Source organism: Lentzea sp. NPDC051208, assembly GCF_040682435.1.
Lineage (GTDB): Bacteria > Actinomycetota > Actinomycetes > Mycobacteriales > Pseudonocardiaceae > Lentzea > Lentzea kristufekii.
The window spans coordinates 464,115-486,977 of sequence record NZ_JBFBAW010000003.1 but is presented as its reverse complement, the minus strand read 5'-3'; the positions used below and the strand labels follow the sequence as shown (position 1 = coordinate 486,977).

General features: G+C 69.1%; 23 protein-coding genes. 13 read left to right on the top strand and 10 right to left on the bottom strand.

What is annotated here, in order from left to right; all coding sequences use genetic code 11:
- Positions 1-5: 5 nt before the first annotated feature.
- Complete coding sequence (locus AB0M48_RS09815) at positions 6-1,118, bottom strand: LacI family DNA-binding transcriptional regulator (protein WP_363838034.1); 1,113 nt, start codon at positions 1,116-1,118, stop codon at positions 6-8.
- A 134-nt stretch (positions 1,119-1,252) separates the two neighbouring features.
- Between AB0M48_RS09815 and AB0M48_RS09810 the strand changes: the two genes are divergently transcribed.
- The 9 genes from AB0M48_RS09810 to iolD are packed head-to-tail and all read left to right on the top strand — an operon-like array spanning position 1,253 to position 10,530.
- A complete protein-coding gene (locus AB0M48_RS09810; RefSeq protein WP_363838031.1) occupies positions 1,253-2,248 on the top strand; it encodes a Gfo/Idh/MocA family oxidoreductase in 996 nt (331 codons plus the stop codon).
- Between the two features lie 2 nt (positions 2,249-2,250).
- The gene (locus AB0M48_RS09805; RefSeq protein ID WP_363838028.1) at positions 2,251-3,111 is read left to right on the top strand and encodes a TIM barrel protein; all 861 of its coding nucleotides are present in this window, start codon (positions 2,251-2,253) and stop codon (positions 3,109-3,111) included.
- Between the two features lie 14 nt (positions 3,112-3,125).
- The gene (locus AB0M48_RS09800; protein WP_363838025.1) at positions 3,126-4,109 is read left to right on the top strand and encodes a sugar ABC transporter substrate-binding protein; all 984 of its coding nucleotides are present in this window, start codon (positions 3,126-3,128) and stop codon (positions 4,107-4,109) included.
- A gap of 15 nt (positions 4,110-4,124) precedes the next feature.
- The gene (locus tag AB0M48_RS09795) at positions 4,125-5,174 is read left to right on the top strand and encodes an ABC transporter permease (protein WP_319983183.1); all 1,050 of its coding nucleotides are present in this window, start codon (positions 4,125-4,127) and stop codon (positions 5,172-5,174) included.
- Positions 5,171-5,941, top strand: coding sequence for an ATP-binding cassette domain-containing protein (locus AB0M48_RS09790; RefSeq protein WP_363838020.1), 771 nt, complete (start codon positions 5,171-5,173; stop codon positions 5,939-5,941). The genes AB0M48_RS09795 and AB0M48_RS09790 overlap by 4 nt, the downstream gene beginning before the upstream one ends.
- On the top strand, positions 5,938-6,870 hold the full coding sequence (gene iolC / locus AB0M48_RS09785) for a 5-dehydro-2-deoxygluconokinase (RefSeq protein WP_363838017.1): 933 nt from the start codon (positions 5,938-5,940) through the stop codon (positions 6,868-6,870). The genes AB0M48_RS09790 and iolC overlap by 4 nt, the downstream gene beginning before the upstream one ends.
- Positions 6,867-7,772, top strand: coding sequence for an aldolase (locus AB0M48_RS09780; RefSeq protein WP_363838014.1), 906 nt, complete (start codon positions 6,867-6,869; stop codon positions 7,770-7,772). The genes iolC and AB0M48_RS09780 overlap by 4 nt, the downstream gene beginning before the upstream one ends.
- A complete protein-coding gene (gene iolB, locus AB0M48_RS09775; RefSeq protein ID WP_363838011.1) occupies positions 7,769-8,656 on the top strand; it encodes a 5-deoxy-glucuronate isomerase in 888 nt (295 codons plus the stop codon). Before AB0M48_RS09780 ends, iolB begins: the two co-directional genes overlap by 4 nt.
- Complete coding sequence (iolD, locus tag AB0M48_RS09770) at positions 8,653-10,530, top strand: 3D-(3,5/4)-trihydroxycyclohexane-1,2-dione acylhydrolase (decyclizing) (RefSeq protein ID WP_363838006.1); 1,878 nt, start codon at positions 8,653-8,655, stop codon at positions 10,528-10,530. The genes iolB and iolD overlap by 4 nt, the downstream gene beginning before the upstream one ends.
- A gap of 63 nt (positions 10,531-10,593) precedes the next feature.
- Here iolD and AB0M48_RS09765 read toward each other — a convergent pair whose 3' ends face one another.
- Positions 10,594-11,256 carry a transposase gene (locus tag AB0M48_RS09765; RefSeq protein WP_363838003.1) on the bottom strand — a complete coding sequence of 221 codons (663 nt, stop codon included), beginning with the start codon at positions 11,254-11,256 and terminating at the stop codon, positions 10,594-10,596.
- A complete protein-coding gene (locus AB0M48_RS09760; protein ID WP_363838000.1) occupies positions 11,244-11,759 on the bottom strand; it encodes a hypothetical protein in 516 nt (171 codons plus the stop codon). The genes AB0M48_RS09765 and AB0M48_RS09760 overlap by 13 nt, the downstream gene beginning before the upstream one ends.
- A 137-nt stretch (positions 11,760-11,896) precedes the next feature.
- Between AB0M48_RS09760 and AB0M48_RS09755 the strand changes: the two genes are divergently transcribed.
- Positions 11,897-12,697: a pentapeptide repeat-containing protein gene (locus AB0M48_RS09755; RefSeq protein WP_363837996.1), complete on the top strand. Its 801-nt coding sequence runs from the start codon at positions 11,897-11,899 to the stop codon at positions 12,695-12,697.
- An 82-nt stretch (positions 12,698-12,779) separates the two neighbouring features.
- Entirely contained in the window at positions 12,780-13,775 is a 996-nt protein-coding gene (locus tag AB0M48_RS09750) for an NADH:flavin oxidoreductase/NADH oxidase (RefSeq protein ID WP_363837993.1), read from the top strand.
- 73 nt (positions 13,776-13,848) lie between these two features.
- Here AB0M48_RS09750 and AB0M48_RS09745 read toward each other — a convergent pair whose 3' ends face one another.
- Positions 13,849-14,037 carry a DUF3073 domain-containing protein gene (locus AB0M48_RS09745; protein ID WP_363837990.1) on the bottom strand — a complete coding sequence of 63 codons (189 nt, stop codon included), beginning with the start codon at positions 14,035-14,037 and terminating at the stop codon, positions 13,849-13,851.
- Between the two features lie 173 nt (positions 14,038-14,210).
- Here AB0M48_RS09745 and AB0M48_RS09740 point away from each other — a divergent pair, with 173 nt between their 5' ends.
- Positions 14,211-15,071 carry a hypothetical protein gene (locus AB0M48_RS09740; protein WP_363837987.1) on the top strand — a complete coding sequence of 287 codons (861 nt, stop codon included), beginning with the start codon at positions 14,211-14,213 and terminating at the stop codon, positions 15,069-15,071.
- Here AB0M48_RS09740 and AB0M48_RS09735 read toward each other — a convergent pair.
- The 5 genes from AB0M48_RS09735 to AB0M48_RS09715 all read right to left on the bottom strand — a co-directional run bounded on the left by AB0M48_RS09735 (position 15,014) and on the right by AB0M48_RS09715 (position 19,386).
- On the bottom strand, positions 15,014-16,195 hold the full coding sequence (locus AB0M48_RS09735) for an MFS transporter (protein ID WP_363837984.1): 1,182 nt from the start codon (positions 16,193-16,195) through the stop codon (positions 15,014-15,016). The two genes, AB0M48_RS09740 and AB0M48_RS09735, sit on opposite strands and share 58 nt — an antisense overlap.
- 206 nt (positions 16,196-16,401) lie before the next feature.
- On the bottom strand, positions 16,402-16,971 hold the full coding sequence (locus tag AB0M48_RS09730) for an aerial mycelium formation protein (RefSeq protein WP_090009087.1): 570 nt from the start codon (positions 16,969-16,971) through the stop codon (positions 16,402-16,404).
- A gap of 60 nt (positions 16,972-17,031) precedes the next feature.
- A complete protein-coding gene (locus tag AB0M48_RS09725) occupies positions 17,032-17,856 on the bottom strand; it encodes a 3-keto-5-aminohexanoate cleavage protein (protein ID WP_363837978.1) in 825 nt (274 codons plus the stop codon).
- A gap of 28 nt (positions 17,857-17,884) precedes the next feature.
- On the bottom strand, positions 17,885-18,946 hold the full coding sequence (locus tag AB0M48_RS09720; RefSeq protein WP_363837975.1) for a folate-binding protein: 1,062 nt from the start codon (positions 18,944-18,946) through the stop codon (positions 17,885-17,887).
- The gene (locus AB0M48_RS09715) at positions 18,943-19,386 is read right to left on the bottom strand and encodes a Fur family transcriptional regulator (protein ID WP_363837972.1); all 444 of its coding nucleotides are present in this window, start codon (positions 19,384-19,386) and stop codon (positions 18,943-18,945) included. The genes AB0M48_RS09720 and AB0M48_RS09715 overlap by 4 nt, the downstream gene beginning before the upstream one ends.
- 27 nt (positions 19,387-19,413) lie before the next feature.
- Between AB0M48_RS09715 and AB0M48_RS09710 the strand changes: the two genes are divergently transcribed.
- Positions 19,414-20,256 (top strand): aminodeoxychorismate lyase, encoded by an 843-nt coding sequence (locus tag AB0M48_RS09710; RefSeq protein ID WP_363837968.1) that lies wholly within the window; start codon positions 19,414-19,416, stop codon positions 20,254-20,256.
- A gap of 55 nt (positions 20,257-20,311) precedes the next feature.
- Here AB0M48_RS09710 and AB0M48_RS09705 read toward each other — a convergent pair whose 3' ends face one another.
- On the bottom strand, positions 20,312-22,846 hold the full coding sequence (locus tag AB0M48_RS09705; RefSeq protein WP_363837963.1) for a glycosyl hydrolase family 18 protein: 2,535 nt from the start codon (positions 22,844-22,846) through the stop codon (positions 20,312-20,314).
- Between the last annotated feature and the right edge of the window lie 17 nt (positions 22,847-22,863).

Genomic DNA, 22,863 nt, shown 5'->3' with positions numbered 1-22,863 from the left:
CGTGTTTATTGGTCGCGGCTTCGCCGCTCCGGCGACTCCGCCTTGAAGTCGGCCGTCCGGCCCCCGCTTCCCGCCGAATCGCCTCCGGCGGTTGACAGGAAGAGGGAGCCGGACGACCGACGCGAAGTCGCTGGTGGGGCGGTCGTGCTGCGGACTACGAGCGAGGGATTGAGGAGATGGCGCACGGGTTCGGTGCGCTCTTCACGAACGCGCTGCAGAAGCGCGTCGGCGGCCAACCGGCCGAACTCGGCACGGGGCTGGTCGATCGTGGTCAACGAGACGTGCCGCAACGCGGCCAGCGAGGTGTTGTCGTACCCCACGACGGACACGTCCTGGGGCACGCGCAGCCCGGCGTCCTCCAAAGCGGAGATCGCGCCGACGGCGTTGAAGTCATTGCAGGACAGGATGGCCGTGGGCAAAGCATCGTCAGCTATCAACCCGCGAATCGCCCGCGCTCCAGCCGCATCGGTGTACTCGGACGACACGACCTGCGGCACGAGCCCGTGTGACTCCATCGCGGCGACGTACCCGCGCCGTCGAGGCCCGGCCTGAGTGCCCTCACCACCGTCTAAATGAGCAATGCGCTTGTGTCCCAGCGAAACCAGGTGGTCGACCGCCAGTCGCGCGCCCGTCTCCCCGTCGTCGTTCACGGTATCCACAGTGGACACGCGCGACGACCGGGCCACGAGCACGATCGGAAGTTGTTCGGCGGCCTTGCCGATGGCGGTCGCCGGCACGACGGGCGACAACAGGATCAGTCCGGCAGGGCGGAAGGACAGCAACGATTCGAGGGCCCGGCGCTCGCGGGCGGGAGAGCGGCCGCCGGTGTTGATGATGATGTCGAACCCCTGGTCGCGTGCCACCTCGTCGATGCCGTCCACGACCTCCGCGAAGAAGGCGTTGTGCAGGTCGGACACCATCACGCCGAGAACGGTCGACGTGCGCGAGGCCAGCGACCGCGCCATGGCGTGCGGGGAGTACCCCAGTTCCTCCGCGGCCTTCAGAACAGCGGTGCGTCGCATCTCGCTCACCTTGGGTGAACCGCGCATCACCAGTGACACCAGTGCGCGGGACACGCCCGCCCGCAGAGCGACGTCTTCCATCGTCGGCCTGACCACCTGGAACCACCTCCCCTCACGTCACGAGCTGGAAACCCACCCTTGACACCCGTGTGACGGAAGCTACAGCATTAGAGCGCTCCAACCAATAGAGCGCTCTAACACTTCTCGGCGATGAACAGGGGAAACCTGCGATGCGGATCGGAGTAGCGGGTGTCGGCAGGATCGGCACCATGCATGCGACCAACCTCGCCGCGCTGGATCGAGTCGACGAGGTGCTCCTCTTCGACCCGGTGCCGGGCAGGGCATCGCAGGCGTCGGCGGAACTCGCCGGGACCAAGGCGGTCGACGACCTCGGCACGCTGCTGGACAACGTCGACGGCGTGCTGCTCGCCACCCCGACGAACACGCACCCCGAGATGCTCCGCGCGGCCATCGCGAAGGGCGTCCCCACGTTGTGCGAGAAGCCGATCGCGAGTGACGTCGCCGAGATGGCCGCGCTGATCGCGGACGTCGAGAAGTCCGGCGTCGAGGTGCTCGTGGGCTTCCAGCGCCGGTTCGACCCGGCCATCTACGAGCTCCACCGCCGCATCGGCGCGGGCGAGGTCGGGGACGTCTACCTGGTCAGGGCCGTCGGCAACGACGCGAACCCGCCGGACTTCTCCTACCTGCCCGCCTCCGGCGGCATCTTCCGCGACCTGCTGATCCACGACCTCGACTGCGTGCCGTGGCTCGTCGGCGAGCCGGTCGTCGAGGTCTACGCGAGCGGTTCCGTCCTGGTGCACCAGGCGTTCGCGGACGCCGACGACGTGGACAACGCCGTCGTGATGCTGAAGTTCGCGGGCGGCGCGCACGCCATGCTGGCCGGCGGACGGCACGACCCGGTCGGCTACGACCACCGCATCGAGGTGCTCGGCAGCAAGGACTCCCTGGTCGCGGGCGTCGACCCGCGCACCCCGCTGAACTCGCTGGAACCCGGCGGCCACGTCGCCGGACCGGACGCCTACCCCGGCTTCCCGGAGCGCTTCCACCGCGCGTACGTCAACGAGATGAACCTGTTCACACAGGTCATCAAGGGCGAGGTCGCGAACCCGTCCCCGGCGCGAGAGAGTTTGATCAGCCTGCGCCTGGCCGAAGCTTGTGAGCAGTCGCGCCGCAGTGGCGCACCGGTGCGGATCGAGGGGAACTAGGCATGGCGAAGATCGCTGGGGCACCGATCTCCTGGGGCGTGTGCGAGGTTCCCGGGTGGGGCGAAGTGCTGCCCTCGGACACCGTTCTCGCCGAGATGCACTCCCTGGGCCTCACCGCCACCGAACTCGGCCCGCCCGACTACCTGCCGGCCGACCCCGAACAGCTCAAGACGCTATTGGGCAGCCACGACCTCACCCTGGTCGGCGGCTTCCTCGCGGTCTCCCTGCACGCGAACGTCCAGTCCACTCTGGACGAAGCCGGCCGCGTCGCCGCGATCCTGAAGGCGGGCGGCGCCGAGGTCCTGGTGCTCGCCGCCGCGACCGGGCTCGACGGCTACGACGAGACGCCGAAGCTCACCGACGACGAGTGGAACACCCTCGTCAGCACCTGCGCGAAGATCCGTGAGATCGCCGCCGGGCACGGCCTGAAGACCGTGCTGCACCCGCACGTGGGCACCCACGTCGAGCGGGAGGCGGAGGTCGAACGGTTCCTCGCGGACTCCGATCTCCAGCTCTGCCTGGACACCGGCCACCTCCTCATCGGTGGCACGGACCCGGTCGAGCTGGCGCGCCGCTACCCGCACCGGATCGGTCACGTGCACCTCAAGGACGTGCGTGACGAGATCGCGGCGAAGGTGCGCAGCGGCGAACTCAGTTACACCGATGCCGTGGAACAGGGCATCTACGTGCCGCTCGGGGACGGCGACGTGGACGTGGAAGCGCTGGTGAAGCTCGTCCGACAGGCGGGCTACACCGGTTGGTTCGTCCTTGAGCAGGACACCCAGCTCAAGAACGGAAGTCCGGTGGACAAGCCACTTCAGGACACCGCGCGCAGTCTCGCGCACCTCAGCAAGATCCTCTGAAGGGACTGGAGACGATGAAGTCTCGTCTGGTCATCCGCGCGGGCGTTGCTCTCGCCGGTGTTGCTCTACTCGCCGCCTGCAGCGGTCCCACGGGAACCAACACCTCAAACACGCAGAACAACAGCGCACCGGCCTCCGGAGACCTCAAGGTCGCCGTCATCACGCACGGCACCGCGGGCGACGCGTTCTGGAGCGTCGTCAAGGTGGGCGCCGAGGACGCGGGCAAGCAGCTCGGCGTCGGCGTCACCTACAACTCCGACGGCGACCCCGGCGCCCAGGCCAAGCTGATCGACAACGCCGTGTCGCAGAAGGTCGGCGGCATCGTGGTGTCGATGGCGAACCCGGACGCGCTCAAGACGTCCATCGACAACGCGGTGAAGGCCGGCATCCCGGTCATCACGATCAACTCCGGCAGCGCGAAGAGCGCGGAGTTCGGTGCCATGGCGCACGTCGGCCAGGAGGAGTCGATCGCCGGTGAGGAAGCCGGCAAGAAGCTCAAGGCCGCCGGCAAGACCAAGCTGCTCTGCGTGATCCACGAGGCCGGCAACTCGGGTCTCAACCAGCGCTGCGACGGTGCCCGCACCGGCTTCGGCGGCGCGGTGGAGAACCTCCAGGTCGACATCTCCAACCCGACCGACATCGAGGCCCGCATCAAGGCCAAGCTGCAGTCCGACACCGCCGTCGACGGTGTGCTGGCGCTGAACCCGCAGGTCGCCGTGAACGCGGCCTCCGCGATCAAGGGCGCGGGCTCGAAGGCGCAGGTCGCGACGTTCGACCTGAACGCCGACGTGGTCGGTTCGATCAAGTCCGGCGAGGTGCTCTTCGCCGTCGACCAGCAGCAGTACCAGCAGGGCTACCTGCCGATCGTGATGCTGAAGCTGTTCAAGGACAACGCCAACACCCTCGGTGGCGGCAAGCCCGTCCTCACCGGTCCCGGCTTCGTCGACAAGTCCAACGTGGACAAGGTCGCGGAGTACGCCAAGAACGGCAAGAGGTAAGGAGGAGGCGGGGAGATGACCGTGACGGCCACAGCTCCACCGGCTGCCGACGAACGGCTGGGCAAGCCCAGGGCGATGGATCAGCTGATCAAACGCCCGGAGATCGGCGCCATGCTCGGCGCACTGCTGGTGTTCCTGTTCTTCTCCGTGGTCACCGAGCAGTTCCTGAGCGTGGGTGGTGCCGCCACCTGGCTGGACGACGCCTCCATGCTCGGCATCATGGCGGTCGCGGTGGCGATGCTCATGATCGGTGGCGAGTTCGACCTGTCCGCCGGTGTCATGACCGCGTCCACCGCGCTGGTCACGGCTCTCCTCGCCACCCAGCTGGGACTCAACGTCTGGCTGGCGTTGCTGGTGTCGCTCGCGTTCGCGCTGGCGGTGGGCGCGCTGAACGGCTGGCTCGTGATGCGCACGGGCCTGCCGAGCTTCATCGTGACGCTGGGCAGCTTCCTCGCGTTGCAGGGCCTCAACCTCGGCATCACGCGCCTGGTGACGGGCAGCGTGCAGGTGTCGGGCATGCGCGAGGCCGCCGGGTACGAGTCGGCCGGGTTCCTGTTCGCGTCGACGTTCCAGATCGGCGGCACGAGCTTCTACGTGTCGATCATCTGGTGGGTCCTGTTCACCGTCGTCGCGTCGACGGTGTTGATGCGCACCAGGTTCGGCAACTGGATCTTCGCGATCGGTGGTGCCGCGCAGAGTTCGCGCGCGGTCGGTGTGCCGGTCGTGCGGTCGAAGATCCTGCTGTTCATGACGACGGCGTTCGCCGCGTGGCTCGTGGGCTCGATCAACATCCTGCGGTATGCGAGCGTGCAGGCGAACCAGGGCATCGGCCTGGAGTTCCAGTACATCATCGCGGCGGTGATCGGCGGCTGCCTGCTCACCGGTGGCTTCGGTTCCGCGGTGGGTGCGGCGATCGGCGCGCTGATCTTCGGCATGGCCCGGCAGGGCATCGTCTACGCGGGCTGGAACAGCGACTGGTTCCAGCTGTTCCTCGGCGTGATGCTGCTGGCCGCCGTGCTGGTGAACAACATGCTGCGCCGCCGAGCGGAAAGGGTCCGGCGATGACGCCCCTCATCGAGACCGAGAACATCGGCAAGACCTACGGCAGCGTCATCGCGCTGAGCGAGGTGTCCACCGTGGTCAACGCGGGTGAGGTCACCTGCGTGCTCGGCGACAACGGCGCCGGGAAGTCGACCCTGATCAAGATCCTGGCCGGTGTCCACCAGCACGACCAGGGCTCGTTCAAGGTCGAGGGCGACGAGATCAAGTTCTCGTCGCCCCGCGAGGCCCTGGACCACGGCATCGCGACCGTCTACCAGGACCTCGCGGTCGTGCCGCTGATGTCGGTCTGGCGCAACTTCTTCCTGGGCTCCGAACCCACGACGAAGTTCGGCTTCCTGGACCGCAGGAAGGGCAAGGAGATCACCAAGAAGGCGTTGTCCGACATGGGCATCGACCTCCGGGACGTCGAGCAGCCGGTCGGCACGCTGTCCGGTGGTGAACGGCAGTGCGTCGCCATCGCCCGCGCCGTGCACTTCGGCGCCAAGGTGCTGATCCTGGACGAGCCGACGGCCGCGCTGGGCGTGAAGCAGGCAGGAGTGGTGCTGAAGTACGTGGCCCAGGCGCGTGATCGCGGCCTCGGCGTCGTGCTGATCACCCACAACCCGCACCACGCCTACCCGGTCGGCAACCGGTTCCTGCTGCTCAAGCGCGGCCGTGCGCTGGGCAGCTACGAGAAGTCCGAGATCGACATCGGCGAGCTGACCCGGCAGATGGCCGGCGGCGCCGAGCTGGAAGCGCTGGAGCACGAGCTGCGGGGTGTCGAGGCGTGACGTCGCTGGAAGTGCTGACCGTCGGCCGGGTCGGGGTCGACCTCTACCCGGAGCAGTCCGGGGTGCCGCTGGCCCGGGTCAGCACCTTCGCCAAGTCGCTCGGCGGGACCGCGACCAACGTCGCGGTCGCCGCCGCGCGGCTCGGCCGTCGCGCCGGCGTGCTGACGAAGGTCGGACCGGACGGCTTCGGCACCTACGTCCGCGAGGCGCTGGAAGGCTTCGGGGTGTCGTCCAAGTACGTCGGCACCTCGCCCGACCTCCAGACACCGGTGGTCTTCTGTGAGCTCAACCCGCCCGCGGACCCGCCGCTGCTGTTCTACCGGTCGCCGATCGCGCCGGACCTCACGATCGGCGAGGACGACGTGCCGTGGTCGCTCGTGCGCGACGTCCCGCTGTTGTGGGTCACCGGCACCGGGGTCTCCGCCGAGCCTGCTCGTACTTCGCAGCGGATGATGCTCGCCAACCGCGCCCGGCACGGCCACACCGTGCTGGACCTGGACTTCCGGCCGATGTTCTGGCCGGACGTCGAGACCGCGCGCGCCGAGATCAGCTGGATGCTCGACCACGTGACGGTCGCCGTGGGCAACCGGACCGAGTGCGAGATCGCGGTCGGCACGTCCGACCCGGACGAGGCCGCCGACCGGCTGCTGGCGCGCGGAATCTCGTTGGCGCTGGTCAAGAAGGGCGCCGAGGGCGTTCTCGTGGCCACGCGCGAGGGCCGGTGGACCGTCGCGCCCAACCCGGTCGAGGTGGTCTGCGGGCTCGGCGCCGGTGACGCGTTCGGCGGATCCCTGGTGCACGGCCTGCTGTCCGGCTGGGACCCGGTGAAGATCGCCCGCTACGCCAACGCCGCCGGTGCGATCGTCGCTTCCCGCCTGGCCTGCGCCGACGCGATGCCCGACCAGAAAGAGATCGAGGAACTGCTGTGATCACCGACGGCCAGTGGCGCGAACTGTTGTGGCGGCGGGCTGAGGACCCCGGCTCGATCAGACGGGCCTACCAGTCGCGCAAGCGGCGGAACTCGTTGCTGAACGGCAAGTCCACGCTGTTCCTGGTCGCGGCGGACCACCCGGCGCGCGGTGCGCTCGGCGTCGGCGGCGACCCGATGGCGATGGCCGACCGGCGCTCGCTGCTGGCCCGGTTGCTGACGGCGCTGGCGAATCCCGACGTCGACGGTGTGCTGGGCACGCCGGACGTGATCGAGGACCTGCTGCTGCTGGACGGCCTGGACGACCGGGTGGTCATCGGCTCGATGAACCGCGGTGGTCTGGCCGGTGCGGACTGGGAGATCGACGACAGGTTCACCGCGTACGACGCGTCGTCCATCGCGACCTTCGGACTCGACGGCGGCAAGATGCTGCTGCGCCTGGTCGACTCCGACCCCGGCACGATCCCGACGCTGGAAGGGTGCGCGCGAGCCGTCACGGAACTCGCCGAGCACGGCCTGATGGCGATGGTCGAGCCGCTGCCGTACAAGCGTGATCACAACGACAAACTGGTGTTGCAGAAGGATTCCGCCGCCCTTTCGCGCGCCTCGGCCGTGGCTGCCGGACTGGGCTCGACCTCCGCGTACACCTGGCTGAAGCTGCCCGCGCCGGAGGAACCGGAGATCGTGCTGGACACCACGGCGTTGCCCGCCCTGGTGCTCGGCGGTGTGCCGTCCGCGAACCCGCAGGACGACCTGGCGTCGTGGGGCCGGTCGCTGGGCCACCCGACCGTGCGCGGCCTGGTCGTCGGCCGTGCGCTGCTCTACCCGCCGGACGGCGACGTCGCCGCCGCCGTCGCCGCTGCCGCCGAAATCCTCCGCACCGCCAAGGGGGTCACGGAATGACCTTGCACCGTCCACACGGGACTCTCTCGACCGCGACCGACGTCATCCACCTGACGCCGGAGGACGCGAGCTGGACGTACACCGGTCTGCGCGTGCTGCGGATCGAGGCCGGCTGGGTGCGCACGATCGAGACCGGCGAGTACGAGGCGTTCGTGCTGCCGCTCGCCGGGTCGCTGACGGTCGAGGTCGACGACGAGCGGTACGAGCTGCAGGGCCGCGACTCGGTGTTCACCCGCGTCACCGACTTCGCCTACGTGCCGCGCGACGCGTCGGTCACGCTGTCCTCTGTGGACGGCTGTGAGATCGCACTTCCCATGGCACGCTGCGAGAACCGCCTGACGCCCAAGTACGGTCCGGCCGACGGTGTTCCCGTCGAGGTGCGCGGCTCCGGCAACGCGACCCGCCAGGTCACGAACTTCGGCGTTCCGGGCGTGTGGGACCACGCGGACAAGCTCAACGCCTGCGAGCTGATCACCCCGGACGGCAACTGGTCCTCGTACCCGCCGCACAAGCACGACGAGTCCGAGCCGTGCGAGGTGAACAACGAGGAGATCTACTACTTCCGCATCGCGGACCGGGACCAGATCACCCCGTCCCGCACGGGTTTCGGCTTCCACCGCACCTACACCGACGACGGCACGATCGACGAGGACGTGACCGTGCGGGACGGCGACGTCTTCCTGATCCCGCGCGGCTACCACGGCCCGTGCGTCGCGGCGCCGGGATATCCCATGTACTACCTGAACGTCCTGGCCGGTCCGGGCTCCGAGCGCTCGATGGCGTTCTGCGACGACCCGGCCCACACCTGGATCCGCGACAGCTGGGCGACGCAGGAACTCGACCCCCGCTGCCCGGTCACGACCGCAGAGGGACGGGTCAAGTGAAGCTCACGACCGCGCAGGCACTGGTCCGCTGGATGCTGGCCCAGCGCACCGAACTCTTCGACGGCACCGTCGCGCCGCTGTTCCCCGGCGTGTTCGCGATCTTCGGCCACGGCAACGTCCTCGGCCTCGGCAACGCCCTGGAGGAGGTCCGCGACCGGCTCCCGGTGTGGCGAGGCCACAACGAGCAGGGCATGGCCCTGGCCGCCGTCGGCATCGGCAAGGCCACCCACCGCCGCCAGGTCGGCGTCGCCACGTCGTCGATCGGCCCCGGCGCCCTGAACATGGTCACCGCGGCCGGCGTGGCCCACGCCAACCGCCTGCCGCTGCTGCTCCTGCCGGGCGACACCTTCACCGGCCGCGCCCCGGACCCCGTTCTCCAGCAGGTGGAGCACTTCCACGACCCGAGCGCGACGGTCAACGACGCGTTCCGCGCGGTCAGCCGCTACTTCGACCGCATCACCCGCCCCGAACAGCTGCTCTCGACGTTGCCCCAGGTGGCCCGAGTCCTGACCGACCCGGCCGACTGCGGCCCGGTGACGCTGGCCCTGCCCCAGGACGTCCAGGCGGAGTCGTACGACTTCCCCGACGCGCTGTTCGCTCCCGTCGTTCACCGCCCGCTGCGCCAGCGCCCGGACCTGCTGGCCCTGGCCGAGGCCGCGTCGGCGATCCGCACCGCCTCCCGCCCGCTGCTGGTCCTGGGCGGTGGCGTCCGCTACTCGGGCGCCGCGGGCCGCGCCCTCCGCTTCGCCGAACAGCACAACATCCCGGTCGTCGAGACGACGGCGGGCCGGACGCTGGTCCCGCACGACCACCCGTTGCACGCGGGCCCGCTGGGCATCACCGGCTCGACCTCGGCGAACGTCCTGGCCGGCGAGGCGGACCTGGTCATCGCCGTGGGCACCCGCCTGCAGGACTTCACCACCGCGTCCTGGACCGTCTTCTCCCCGGACGCGCACCTGCTCTCCCTGAACGCGGCTCGCTTCGACGCCGTGAAGCACGGCTCGTTCGCCCTCGTGGCCGACGCCGACGAGGGCCTGCGCGAGCTGACGGACCTGCTGGCGTCCTGGCAGGCTCCGGTCTCCTGGTCGGCGCGGGCGCTGGCGGAACGCACGAAGTGGGACGCCCACATCACCTCGCTGCGCGCTCCCGGAAGCGGCCTGCCGACGTACGCCCAGGTAGTAGGCGTGGTGAACGACGTCAGCGAGCCCACCGACTACGTCATGACCGCGTCCGGCGGCCTCCCCGGCGAACTGATCGGCGGCTGGCGGGCCACCGGTGAGTCCACAATGGACGTCGAGTACGGCTTCTCCTGCATGGGCTACGAACTGGCCGGTGCCTGGGGTGCCGCGATCGCCCACACCCAGGGCGTCGTCACCACGCTGCTCGGCGACGGCTCGTACCTGATGCTGAACTCCGAACTCTTCTCCGCCGCCTTCGCGGGCCACGGCTTCGTCGCGGTCGTCTGCGACAACGATGGCTACGCGGTGATCCACCGCCTGCAGACGGGCCAGGGCGGCGCGGGCTTCAACAACCTCTACGCCGACTGCGCGACCGGCCACCCCGAACCCCCGCGCACCGACTTCGCCGCCCACGCCGCGGCGATGGGCTGCGCGGTCTTCCCCGTCGACTCGCTGGCCGACCTGGAAGGCGCCTACCGCAAGGCCCGCGAGGTGGCCGTCGCCGAGAAACGCCCTGCCGTCGTCGTGATCCGCACGCACCCGTCGTCGTGGACCGAGGCCGGGGCCTGGTGGGAGGTCGGCGTGCCCGAGGTGTCGCACCGTTCGGAGATCGCGGCGGCCCGTGCAGAAGTGCTGGAGGGCAAGGCCAGGCAGGTCCGCTACGTCAACTTCTCGGCCCTGAGAGGTCGAGCGTGATGCTGGGACCTTCAAGCCGAGTCGCGTTCTCCGTGCGCCACTGGGTGTGGCGTGCGGGCCGCATCAACCTGTCGCCTGTGCGGCGGCGGGTTCGGGTGCGTTGACGTGTACCCACGCCGACCGTGCCCGGTTTCGGACGTTCACGGCGGCGACGACGTCGGCGGGTCCAGCGAGACCGCACCGGCGACAGCAGAAGATGTCCCTGACGGGACGGTTGGAACGAGACGTGTGCTTGCAGCGCGGACACATCTGCGAGGTGTAGTGCGCATCCACGACGAGCACGGGCACACCGGCGCGGCGGGCTTTGTAGCGGACGTGTGCTTCGAGCTGGTGAAACGGCCAGGAGCTGTGGGTGGCTCGCTGGTGCCGGGCAACCGTGACCCGATCGCGGATACCGCTCAAGTCTTCGAGCGCGATCCCGCGACCGGTGCGTTCGGCAACAGCCACGATCTGCTTGGCGATCTTGTGGTTGACGTGTGTGGAGTGCCGCTGCTCGCGCCGCGCTCGTTTCTTCAGCCGCCGCGTCGCCGACTTCGTGCGTTTGGCCTGCAACTCGGTGCGGACGCGGGCGTGCCAGCGCCGGTAGCGTCCCAGCCTGCGGCCCTGGAAGTTGTCCGCGTCGCTGGTGGTCGCGAGGTTCACGATGCCCCGGTCCACACCGAGCCAGTCGACCGGCTCGAACAGCGGCTCCTCGGGCACCTCACAGGCCGCGGTCAGCAACCACATGCCGTCGCGTGCACCAGATCACTCTCGCCCTTGCGGTACTCACGCAGGGTCTTGAGCTGGTCTGAAGAACCCGCGAACCGCACGTCCTTCATCCGGCCCACCGTGGTCCAGATCGACAAGGTGCCCGCGTCGTGGTTCCACGACAGGCACCGGTCGTCGAACGGCTGCGCCGCATCCGGTCGAAACGCGATCGGTTTCGACTCGGCCTTCACCCGGCGCTTCGAGCCAGGCTTGCCAAGGTTCCCGGCCCGGATGGTCGCGTGCAGCGCGGCATAGGCGTCCGCGACTTTCTTGATCACGTGCTGGGCGGCCTGCGCGCCCAGACCACGGGCCTTCAATTCCGCGTAGGTGTGCTTGCGCAACGCGTACTCACGGAACACCCCGCGTTCGAACGCGATCCGCGACACCCAGTCCGCGGACTCGTTGCAGCCATGCAGAGTCGCCGCCAACGCGGACGCCTGCACGGCGTCCAGCAGCAGCTTCACCTGCACAACGATCTTCACGAAGCAGACCGTACATCGGCCTGGGTCACCTCAATGGGGCTGAAACCGGACATTCGCAGGTCCCTGTGACCAGATTGCTGAGCTGAACTCCAACAGCGGATACCGCCGGACGGTGGTCATCACGAGGATGACCCACCGTGGGGAAGCGGATGTTCAGGCTCGGGGCGGTCACCCTGTTCGTGCTCGGTGTCGCCCTGCTGGTGCCGCAGAACGCTCCGCGATCGACGTCGTTGCTGCTGTTCGGCGGGGTGCTGATCGCCACCGGTGGCGCGCTGACCTGGCGTCAGGCCAGGGACGGCCAGATGGTCGAGCGGTACCGGCGCGCCGTCGAGCACCTCGGCAGCGCCGAGATCGAGGTCAGGCTCGGCGGGCTCCACGCGCTCGAACAGATCGCGAAGGACTCGGCGAGGAGCAGGCCGCTCGTCGACGACACCATCGGCGACTTCCTGCGCGAGCGATCTCCCTGGACGGGCGCGGACCAGCCGTCGGGCCCCGGCGTCAGGGGCCCTGGGCCCGACGTCGAGACGGCTCTGGCGATCCTGACCCGGCCCGGCGCGGTGATCGACCTGTCCCACGTCGATCTGCGCGGCGCCGACCTGGGGAAGCTGAAGCTCGCGGGAGCGGTGATCCGCCGGTGCAACCTCGCCGGTGCACGGCTGTTCGGCACCTGCCTGGACGACGCCGTCCTCGACGCCACGGACCTCCGCGACGCGGACCTGCGGGGAGCCTCCCTGCGCCAGGCCTCCCTGCGGGTCGCCTGCCTCGAAGGCGCCGACCTCCGCGCCGCCGACCTCACGGACGCGGACCTGCGCGGCGCCGACATGCGCGCCGTCAACCTGGGCAAGGCGGTCCTGACCGGGGCTCGCGTCAACCGCGGGACGCTGTGGCCTCCGGACTTCACCCCGGCCCGTGTCTCCGCGTCGCTGTTCAGTGACTGAGATGCCTCACAACCGGGAACAACACGCCGACCGCCGCCCCTTGAACGATTCGTAGCCCAACGAACGTTCGAGGGAGCTTTTCGTGAGCCTGTTGTTCTCCCCGCTGACCCTGCGCTCGGTCACACTGCCCAACCGCATCGCGGTCAGTCCGATGTGCCAGTACTCGGTGACGAAGGAAGACGGCGTGCCGACCGACTGGCACCTCGTCCACCTGGGCTCCCGCGCCGTCGGGGGCGCCGGCCTCGTCATGGCCGAGGCGACGGCCGTCGAGCCGCGCGGCCGGATCTCACCGCAGGACACCGGCATCTGGAACGACGAGCAGGTCGAGGCCTGGAAGCCGATCACGAGGTTCATCAAGGAGCACGGCTCGGTGCCGGCCATCCAGCTCGCGCACGCCGGGCGCAAGGCGATCGGTGACTGGGTGCCGGTGGCGCCCACGACCGAGCCGTTCCCCGGCGGCAACCAGCCGGAGAAGCTGACGAACACCACGCAGATCGTCAAGGCGTTCGTCGACGGCGCGCTGCGGGCGATCGAGGCCGGCTTCGAGGTCCTGGAGGTCCACGCGGCCCACGGCTACCTGCTGCACGAGTTCTACTCGCCGCTCACGAACGAGGGCAGCATCGAGGAACGCATCGCCCTGCCCGTCGAGGTCACCGCCGCCGTGAGGGCAGCGGTCGGCCCGGAGGTGCCCGTGATCGTGAGGATCAGCGGCACCGACTGGGGCGACAACGGCTGGACTGCCGACGACAGCGTTGTGCTGGCACAGGCGCTCAAGGCCGCGGGTGCGGACCTGATCGACGTGTCCAGCGGTGGCAACACCGCGCAGGCTGAAATCCCGATCGGGCCCGGCTACCAGGTGCCGCTGGCCGAAGCCGTACGACGCAAGGCAGACGTGCCCACGGGTGCGGTCGGCCTGATCACCGAGGCGACTCAGGCCGAACAGATCTTGACGGACGGTTCCGCCGACCTGGTCCTGCTCGCGCGAGAACTGCTCCGCGACCCGTACTGGCCGCTGCACGCGGCACAGCAACTGGGTGTGGAGATCCACGCGCCGAAGCAGTACGCCAGGGCGTTCTGAAAGAGCCCTCAGAGTTCAAGGGCTGGGCGCCGGGATGACCGGACGCCCAACCCTTGAACTCCGAAGGCTGAATTCAGCGACGGTAATCGTCGTAATCGTCGTACGGGTCGTCGTGTGGCTCGTCGCCACCACTACTCCCGTTCGACGACCTTTCATCAGTCGACAGCTCGCGCTGCAACGCAGCGAAGTCGGTCTCATGAGAGCTGTATTTGAGCTCCCTGGCGACCTTCGTCTGCTTGGCCTTAGCTCGGCCGCGCCCCATGGCTCGACCCCCTCGCACAGGGACGGGGGCGGCCGGGGGAACGGCGGCCCCACTCGTCTCGACAACTGATTCCTGGTAACTACCGTACCGTGCCGATGGGGTTCCTCGCGACGCGGTAGGCGTGACACGTACCGCCAAATCTCGCGGCCGCCCTCGCGTGGAAGGATGCACACGTGCCAAGACCGTTCGTCGCCTACCTACGGGTGTACGAACCGTTATCGGTGTTGGACGCACCGCTAGCCTCCAAGGTCGAAAAAGCCCTGGAAGCGGGCCCTGTCCCCCGGTCGGAGGTAGGAGACCGGGAAAGAGAGCTGTGGTTGCGATCACAGTTGGGACAAAAGCTCCTCCCGGGCGAGTCGCACGACGTCATGACGATCAGTCCGGCCGAGGTTCCGGCCTCCGAAGCCGCCCGTGTCGGTCCGGGCCCGCTCGTCTGCCCGCTCGACCTCAGGGCCCGCTCCGCAGCCGCTCTGGTGGGCTTCCTGGCCTCCGCCCCGCGGATCCTGCAGGACGAGGCCCTCGCCCTCTCGTCGGAAACGGTCCGGGCGCGCGCGTCCGCAGTGATGGCCGAACTCTCCGCCGGCGCGGTCCACGTGATCTCCACGACCTGGACGATCCCGCTGCCGTGGTTCGCCCTCGTCGACCCCGCCCAGCGCCGCGTGGTGCTGGCCAGCGCCCAGGACGACCCGGAGCGCCAGGTGTCGTGGCGGGTGGCCATGGCCGACGCCAGGCGGCGGATCGCGCGGGCGCTCAAGGTCGTGAAGCGCTCGCTGGGCGACGACGGACCGGCCAAGGTCCTCGCCGACACGGGCCGCTGGCTCGAACACTTCCACCCGCACTCGGCCGTCGAGCTCGACTACGGAGGCCTGGTGCAGCTGCTGGGTGACAAGGACCTGCTGGAAGACACCTCGGCGGCCGACGTGAACGCCATCATCGACGCCCTCGAAGCGGACGACGCCGAGGAGGTCGCGCTGCGCTACGAGACGCTGCGTGAGTTCTGGGGCGAGCTGGCCCGCAGGGAACGCCACGGCTGAAGCAGGACCCGCGCGGCCACGGCGGCGACCGCTGCCAGGAGCATCGCCGCGGGCCACGCCACGTGCACCGCGACGAAGCTCGCGACGAACGGGGTCAGCGCCGCGCTCAGGTAGTTCGCCGAGTTCTGCATGGCGATCGCGGTGGCGCTGCGACCCTCCGGTGCGAGCTCACCGGCCTCGGTGACCGCCAGCCCGTTCCAGCACAGCGCGCACAGCGAGGTCGGCACCAGGACCGCGACCAGCAACGGCAACGGCGCCTGGTCCAGTACCGCGACCAGCACGAATCCGCTCGCGGTGAGCACGGAGACGATTTTCAGCGGCCCGATCCGGCTGCGCGCGCGGTCCGACCACACGCCGACCGCCAGCCGTCCGGCCCCGCCGAGCAGCTGCGCCACGGCGAAGACGGCCGCTGCCGCCGTGACGCTCATGCCGCGGTGTCCGTGCAGGAGAGGCACCAGCAGGGCCGTGGCGGTGAACTGAGGCACCACCAGCAGCCCGCTGGCGAGCGACAGCCGCAGCAGCCGGGGATCCTTGAGCACCAGCCCGTGGTCCGTGCTCGCCCGGATCGCGCCGGGCGGTTCGCGGACCAGCAGGGCCACCGCCAGTGCCACGAACGCCGTCACACCGGCGAGCACGACGAACGCGGCAGGGATCCCGGCCGAGATCGCGATCCCAGGCAGGACGGCCGCGGTGAGGGCCGCACCGAGCGGGGTTGCCGTCTGCCGGACGCCCATGGCGAGGCCGCGCGACTCCCGGCTGAACCACGACATCACCGCACGGCCGCTGGCCGCGTTGATGCTGGCCCCGAAGAGTCCGGCGCCGAGCAACGCGAGGCCGGCGATCCAGGCGTTGCCCAACGCCGCGGCGAGGAGGCAGGCTGCGGCACCCACGCCGCCGATGGTCATCACGAGCCGTTCGCCGCGGCGGTCCGCGATGACTCCCCACGGCACGAGGGCGATCATCGTGCCGAGGTTGACCGCACCGAGAAGGAGCCCGACCTGGGGCAACGTGAGCGAGAAGTGCTGCTGGAGCTGCGGGCTGATCGCGGGCAGGCCGAGGAAGATGGCCGCGTTCGTGCCCTGCGCCAAAGCTCCGACGGACAGCACGACCCAGCGATACCCCATGAGGGCACGTTAGCGCCGTGACCGGCAACCTTCGCCGCGTCTTCGACGCTCAGCAGGGCGCCTCGCGGCACCGGCCCCACGCCCACAGCCGACCAGGATGAGGACGCGGGGCCGGCACCACGATGCACCCGTCTGACCGCCGAATACGGGGCAAAGGCTGCCGGTCACGGCACTAGGTCTGCTGCTCAGAAAGTGGAAAGCTCGTCTTACCTCTTGGGACGGTGGTGTCCGCGCTCCGCAGCCAGCAGCTCGTCCACCGAGGCACTTCCGCGCTGGTAGCGCGAAGCGATCTCGGCGTTGAGCCTGTCCACGACCACCTGCACCTCGCGCCGCCGCACCGACACGGACGCCTCTTCCGAGATGAGCGTCTCCAGCACGTCGCCGAGGCGATCGTCGGTCAGCGAACTCACGTCGGAGAGGTCCACGTCGGAGATGAGCGCCTCGACGTGCCGTTGATGCGCATCAGCACGTGACGGCTCATGGGTCTGATACCGGCCGAGACCGGTCGCGGGACCCACGGCGTTCGTGGAGAGGATTGTGGCCAGCTGCTCGACCACGGCCGAGCCACCCGAGCTGCGGCGCTCTTGCTCCGCGCGCACGATGTCGATCCGCGCGTGCAACAACCGCCGCAGGTAGGACAGATCTGTCTCTTCCTGCGCAGCCTCGTCGCGGAGTTCGCGCACCTCGACGAGCGGGCGCTGCTCGACGCCCTCCGTGTAGTCGGGGGCGAGCACCCTGTCGATTCGGCGGCGCCCGCCAGGACGCACCTCGATCACGTGTCCATCCTGCGGTAGATCCTCCCTACCCGCCAACACATCCCATGCACCAAACTTGTCTCAAATGTGCACGCCCAGCAGCTTTCGCGCCTCGTCCGGGGTCAAAGCGGGCCGCTGGGCGATCTTGGAGAGACCTGCGGCACGTGCCACGAGCTGTGCGTTGTCCCGCACCGGCACCCCCCGCGAATAGCTGATGGTGTCTTCCATACCCACTCGGAGGTGGCCACCCGCACCCAAAGCGGTGAACATCACGGGAAGGGTCGTCCGGCCGATCCCGGTGGCGGAGAACGTTGCTCCGTCCGGCAGAGCGTTGACGGCCGCGACCAGCGTCGCCGCGTCGCCGGGCATCCCGCCGGGCACGCCCATCACGAAGTCGACGTGCACGTGCCCGCCCGCGGGCAGGCCGTGCTGGTCCAGCAGGCGCTTCAGCGACGCGAGCTGCCCGATGTCGAAGATCTCGTACTCCGGGACGATCGAGCGCTCCTGCATGCCCTTGTGCAGGGAGACGATGAACTCCCAGCGGTTCATGAACACGTCGTCACCGAAGTTGACCGTGCCCATCGTGCAGGACGCCGAGTCCGGCATCGCCTCGAGCACGCGCAGCCGGTCCGACTCGGGGTCGTGCACCGACCCGCCCGTCGAGAGCTGCACGACGAGGCCGGTCTCGGAGCGCAACGCCTCGACGGTGGCCTTCAGCAGACCCAGGTCCAGCGACGGCTTCGCGTCCTCGCCGCGGATGTGGACGTGGATCATCGCCGCGCCGACCTGCTCGCAGCTCTGCGCCGTCTTGACCAGCTCTTCCAGGGTCACCGGAAGCTGCGGGACGTCGGCTTTGGCGTGCTCCGCCCCGGTGGGAGCGACAGTGATCAACGTGCCCAGTGACATAGCACCGGACTTTAGCGGTCCGCTGGGGTCATCCCCGCAGGTTGCGAACAGCTTCCCGGCCCAGACCAGGGGTGTCCGGCGGCACCGAGTCGGGGTCGATCCGTGCGGGAACCGCGCGTTCGGGAGCGCCCGCGACGAGCTCCGCCTCGACCGGTACAGACCGCTTGACCAGAGCCAACGCGATCGCGCCGAGCTCGTGGTGCAGGGTCACGGTGCCCACCCGGCCGACCACGCGGCCGTCCAGGGTCACCGGGTCACCGGTCTCCGGCTGGGCGTCGGCAGAACCATCCAGGTGGAGTAGGAGCATTCGCCTGGGCGGGCGTCCCACGTTGTGGACCTTCGCGACCGTCTCCTGGCCCCGGTAGCACCCCTTGCTCAGGTGCACGGCCGGGTCGACCAGGCCGACCTCGTGCGGGATCGTGCGTTCGTCGGTGTCGACGCCCTGCCGGGCGCGCAGCGACTCGACCCGCAGCGCCTCGAACGCGTAGCTGCCCGCCGGGCGCGCGCCCGCGTCGGTGATCCGCTGCCACCAGCCGGCGAGCTCGGCGCGCGGGACCAGCAGGTCGACCGCGTTCCGGCCCGGCCACGAGGCCCTGCGCACGAAGCCCTCGCCGAGCGCGTCGACGTTCGACGGCATCGGGATGCCGAGCTTCTCCAGCAGCGCCGGGGTGTCCGGCCCGGTGATCGTCAGCAGCGCGAACTCCGCCGTGGCGTCGCGTGGCTCCACCTTGGACCAGAAGACCATCTTCTTCAGGTACGCGAGCAGGTCGTCGACCTTCTCGACGTCGAGGAACACCGTGCCGCCGACGTTCGCGACGACCATGTGGTGTTCCAGGCGGCCCTGGGCGTCGAGGATCAGCGCCTCGGTCGCCGCGCCCTCACCGAGCTGCTCGAAGTGCTGGCTCGTGAGCTGGTGCAGCCACTTGAGCCTGTCCTCGCCGGGGATCGCGATGACACCGCGGTTCGAGCGGTCGACCACGACCACCGAACGGGCGGCGGAGCGCTGTTCGGCGAACGGGTCGCCGTAGTGCCAGGCGACGCCGGCATCCGTGGAATCGTCGGGCGGCGGGACGGCTCCGGGGAGGGTCACTCGATCTCCTGCTCCTGCTTCAAACAGTCGCGGCAAGTGCCGGACAGCGCGAGATGGCTTGCATCAAGTTCGAACCCGTCGCGCTCCCGCAATGTTCCGACCAACGGGTCGAGAAGCTCACACGGGATTTCCTGGATCGAACCGCACACGTGGCACACGAGGTGCACGTGCCGGTGATCCTCGACCGAGTAGCTCGGCGCACCGTGGCCAAGGTGCGTGTGCCGAACCAGTCCGAGCCGGTCGAGAAGATCGAGCGTGCGGTAGATGGTGGTGATGTTGACCGTCGGCGCCGTCTCCTGGACGCGCTGACAGATCTGCTCGGGTGTCGCGTGTTCCAGCGACCTGACCGCGTCCAGCACGAGCTGACGCTGCGGCGTCATCCTCATACCGCGGTCGTGCAGCGTTTTGCGCAGGCCTCTTGCGGTCTCCACACCAGCCATGTTAGTTGCTGCTAGTAGGCTCCCGACATGCGCGTGCTGGCACTGCTCGACGGAACCCTCGCTGACCCCGACTCGCCGCAGATCCGCGTCGAGGACCTCGGACTCATGCGCGGCGATGGCGTGTTCGAAACGATCCTCGTGGTCGACGGGAAGCCCCGCGAACTCACGCCCCACCTCGACCGGCTCGACCGGTCCGCGGCCATGCTCGACATGCAGCCTCCTCCGCGTGCGGAGTTCGAGCGCGCGGTCGAGCTGGTCATCGGCAACTGGACCGGCGGCAGCGAGTTCGCACTCAAGCTCGTCTACACCCGCGGCGTCGAGGGCGGCGACGGCACGCCCACCGGGTTCGCGCTCGGCATGGAGATCGGCGCGAAGGTGCTCAAGCAGCGCGCCGAGGGCCTGGCGGCGGTGACCTTGGACCGCGGCATCGACGCGGACCTCGCCGACCGCGCGCCGTGGCTGCTGCTGGGCGCGAAGTCGCTGTCGTACGCGATCAACATGGCCGCGCTGCGCGAGGCCGAGCGCCGCGGTGCCGCCGAGGTCGTCTTCACGACGTCCGACGGTTCGGTGCTCGAGGGCCCGACCTCGACGCTGATCATGGTGCGCGGAAAGACCCTGGTCACGCCGCCGTCGAAGCTCGGCATCCTGCCCGGCACCACGCAGTACGCGTTGTTCCGCGCCGCCGAGCGCGCCGGCTGGACCGTGCTCGTGGAGCCGATCCAGACCGACGAGCTCTACGACGCCGAGGGCGTGTTCCTCGCGTCCAGCGTCCGCAAGATCACGCGGGTGACCGTGCTGGACGGCAAGCAGCTGCCCGACTCGTCGGCCCTGCTCACCGAGCTGCAGGACCTGTACGAGTCCGAGTACTGATTGATGAGGGGAGCTTTCATCAACCTGAGGTTGATGAAAGCTCCCCTCATCAACCTCACCTGAGTCCGGCGTCGACCGCGGCCATCAACGGGCCGCGGTCACCCGACATCTCCCAGAACATCGCGCCCAGCAGGTTCTTCGACTTCAGCCACGCGGTCTTCTTCTGGATCGACCACACGTCGTCGAAGGTCCACCACTGGTTGCCGGTGTAGCAGGACGTCGCCACGGCCACCTCGTCGTGGTGAACGGTGCAGTTCGGCACGGACGCGATCAGGTTGGCGTACCCGCGCGTGCCCGACTCCTCCGGGAACTGGCCGGGAGCCGCACCTCCCGCGGTCTGCCACTCGCCGTTCTTGCCGCCGTTGACCACGTTCTGCCAGCCGCGGCCGTAGAACGCGAGGCCGAGCGTGATCTTGCGTGACGGCACTCCGGCGTCGAGGTAGGCCTGGACGGTGCTCTCGACGCTGAACTTGGTCGTGTACGGGTCGTCCGGGTCCGGGTAGAGGTTGCCCTGGTGGCCGGTCCGGTTGGGCTCCCACGAGTTGTCGCTGCCGGAGCCGTGGAAGTCGTAGCCCTGGACGTTGAAGATGTCCATCGACTGCGCGACCCGCCCGAGCTCCCAGCCCGCCTCGATCTTGGCGGGGTCGGCCGGGGTGAACGCCGTGAGCTGGTAGCGCTTGCCGGTCGTGGTGCTCAGCGCGTCCATCTGCCGGCGGAACTCCTCGATCAGCAGCGTGTTGTTGACCTTGTCCTGCGGGCCGAAGTGGTTGCCCGCGTGGCCTTCGGCACCCGGCCACTCCCAGTCGAGGTCGATGCCGTCGAAGATGCCCGCCGCGCTGCCCGGACCGCCGGCGCCGTTGTACACGGGCAGGTTGCCCTTGATGTAGACGTCGAGGCAGGACGCCACGAACTTCTTGCGCGCCGCGTCCGTCGCCGCGACGTCCGAGAAGTACTTGGAGTAGGTCCAGCCGCCGAGCGAGATCAGCACTTTGAGGTTCGGGTGCTTCGCCTTGAGCTTCTTGAGCTGGTTGTAGTTGCCGCGCAACGGTTCCCAGCCGCTGTCCGCGACACCGTCGACGGACTGCGCCGCGCTCATCGGCCTGCTGTAGTCGGCTTCCGCGTCACCCGCGCCGTCACCCTGGTTCGGGTCCTGCGGGTTCGGGCTCGTGCCCTTCGTGACGCCGTGCAGACATGTCAGGTTGACGGGGTCGATGTTGCCGAACGCGTAGTTGACGTGAGTCATCTTCGCGGCGTCCATGTCCTTCACGAAGTACTGGCGTCCGTAGATGCCCCACTGCACGAAGTAGCCGACACGGGCGTAGCCGCCGACGATGTCACCAGTGCGCTCGTTCAGCGCGTTGCTGGCGGCGGACACGTTGTCGTAGAGGTCCCGTGCGCGCACGGTGAACGTGTAGTTCGTGGACGGCGAGAGGCCGGTGACGACCGTTGTGGTGCCGGAGACCGTCGTCTTCACGGTCGTGCCCACGTAGACATCGTAGTTCGCAACCCCGCTGTTGTCCGTGGAGGCGTTCCACGTCAGCGTGATGCTGCCCGCGTCCTTCGCCGTGGACCGCAGGTTGCCCGGCGCGGTCGGGGGCATGGTGTCGTTGGCGGGGTTGTTGGTGGTGACGCTCAGCGCGGAGCTCGGCGCCGACTGGGTTCCCTTGGTGTCCTTGGCCCGCACCGTGAAGGAGTACGCGGTGTTCGGGCTCAGGCCGGTGATGATCGTCGACGTCGTGGTGGAGCTGCCGGCGAGGCTTGCACCGTTGTAGACGTCGTAGCCGGCGATCGGCAGCGAGCCGGGTGTGGAGGCGTTCCACTGCAGGCTCACTGTGCGCGTGGTCTTCGTCGGTGACGCGAGACCCGTCGGTGCACTGGGCGGGGTGTCCGCGCTGCCGTCGCAGTTGGCGTTGTTGATCCGGCACGTCACCGGGGCGGCGTTCTGGCTGATCGAGAACGCCGGGCTGTACGGCTCGGTGGTCCCTCCGGCCGCCACCGTCTTGTTGTAGTGCGCAGGGGTGACGGTGACCTGGTTGCCGTTCTGGGAGATCGTGCCGTTCTGGCCGTTGCTCACCGTCACGCCGTTGGGCAGCGTGAAGGAGATCGACCAGTCGGAGACGGCCGCGGCGGAGTGGTTGCGGACGACGAACTTCGCGGAGCCACCGGCCACCGAGTACTCGGCGGTCAGCCCGGTCGGCGCCGGTGGCGCGGTGCCGCTGCCGTCACACGCCATGTTGTTGATCGTGCAGGTGGCCGGGTCGGCCGCGGCGCTCAGCGAGAACGTCGGGCTGTAGGGCTCGGTGTTGCGTCCCGGCTGGAGGTTGTTGATGTAGAAGGCCGGAGTGAGCGTCACTCTCGTGCCGTTCTGGGTGATCGTCGCGTTCTGCGGGGCGCTGGCCGTGACACCGGCCGGCAGGTCGAACTTGATCGACCACCCGTTGAGCGCGGTCGTGCTCGCATTGGCGACGACGAACTTGGCACTCGTGCCGGTGCGGAAGAACGTCGCGGTGATGCCCGTGGCGGCCTGTGCAGGGACCGCCAAGGCTAAGACCGCGAGCAGAACTGCTAGGAGGGCAGGGATCCGGCGCATGCGGAACTCCAGTTTGG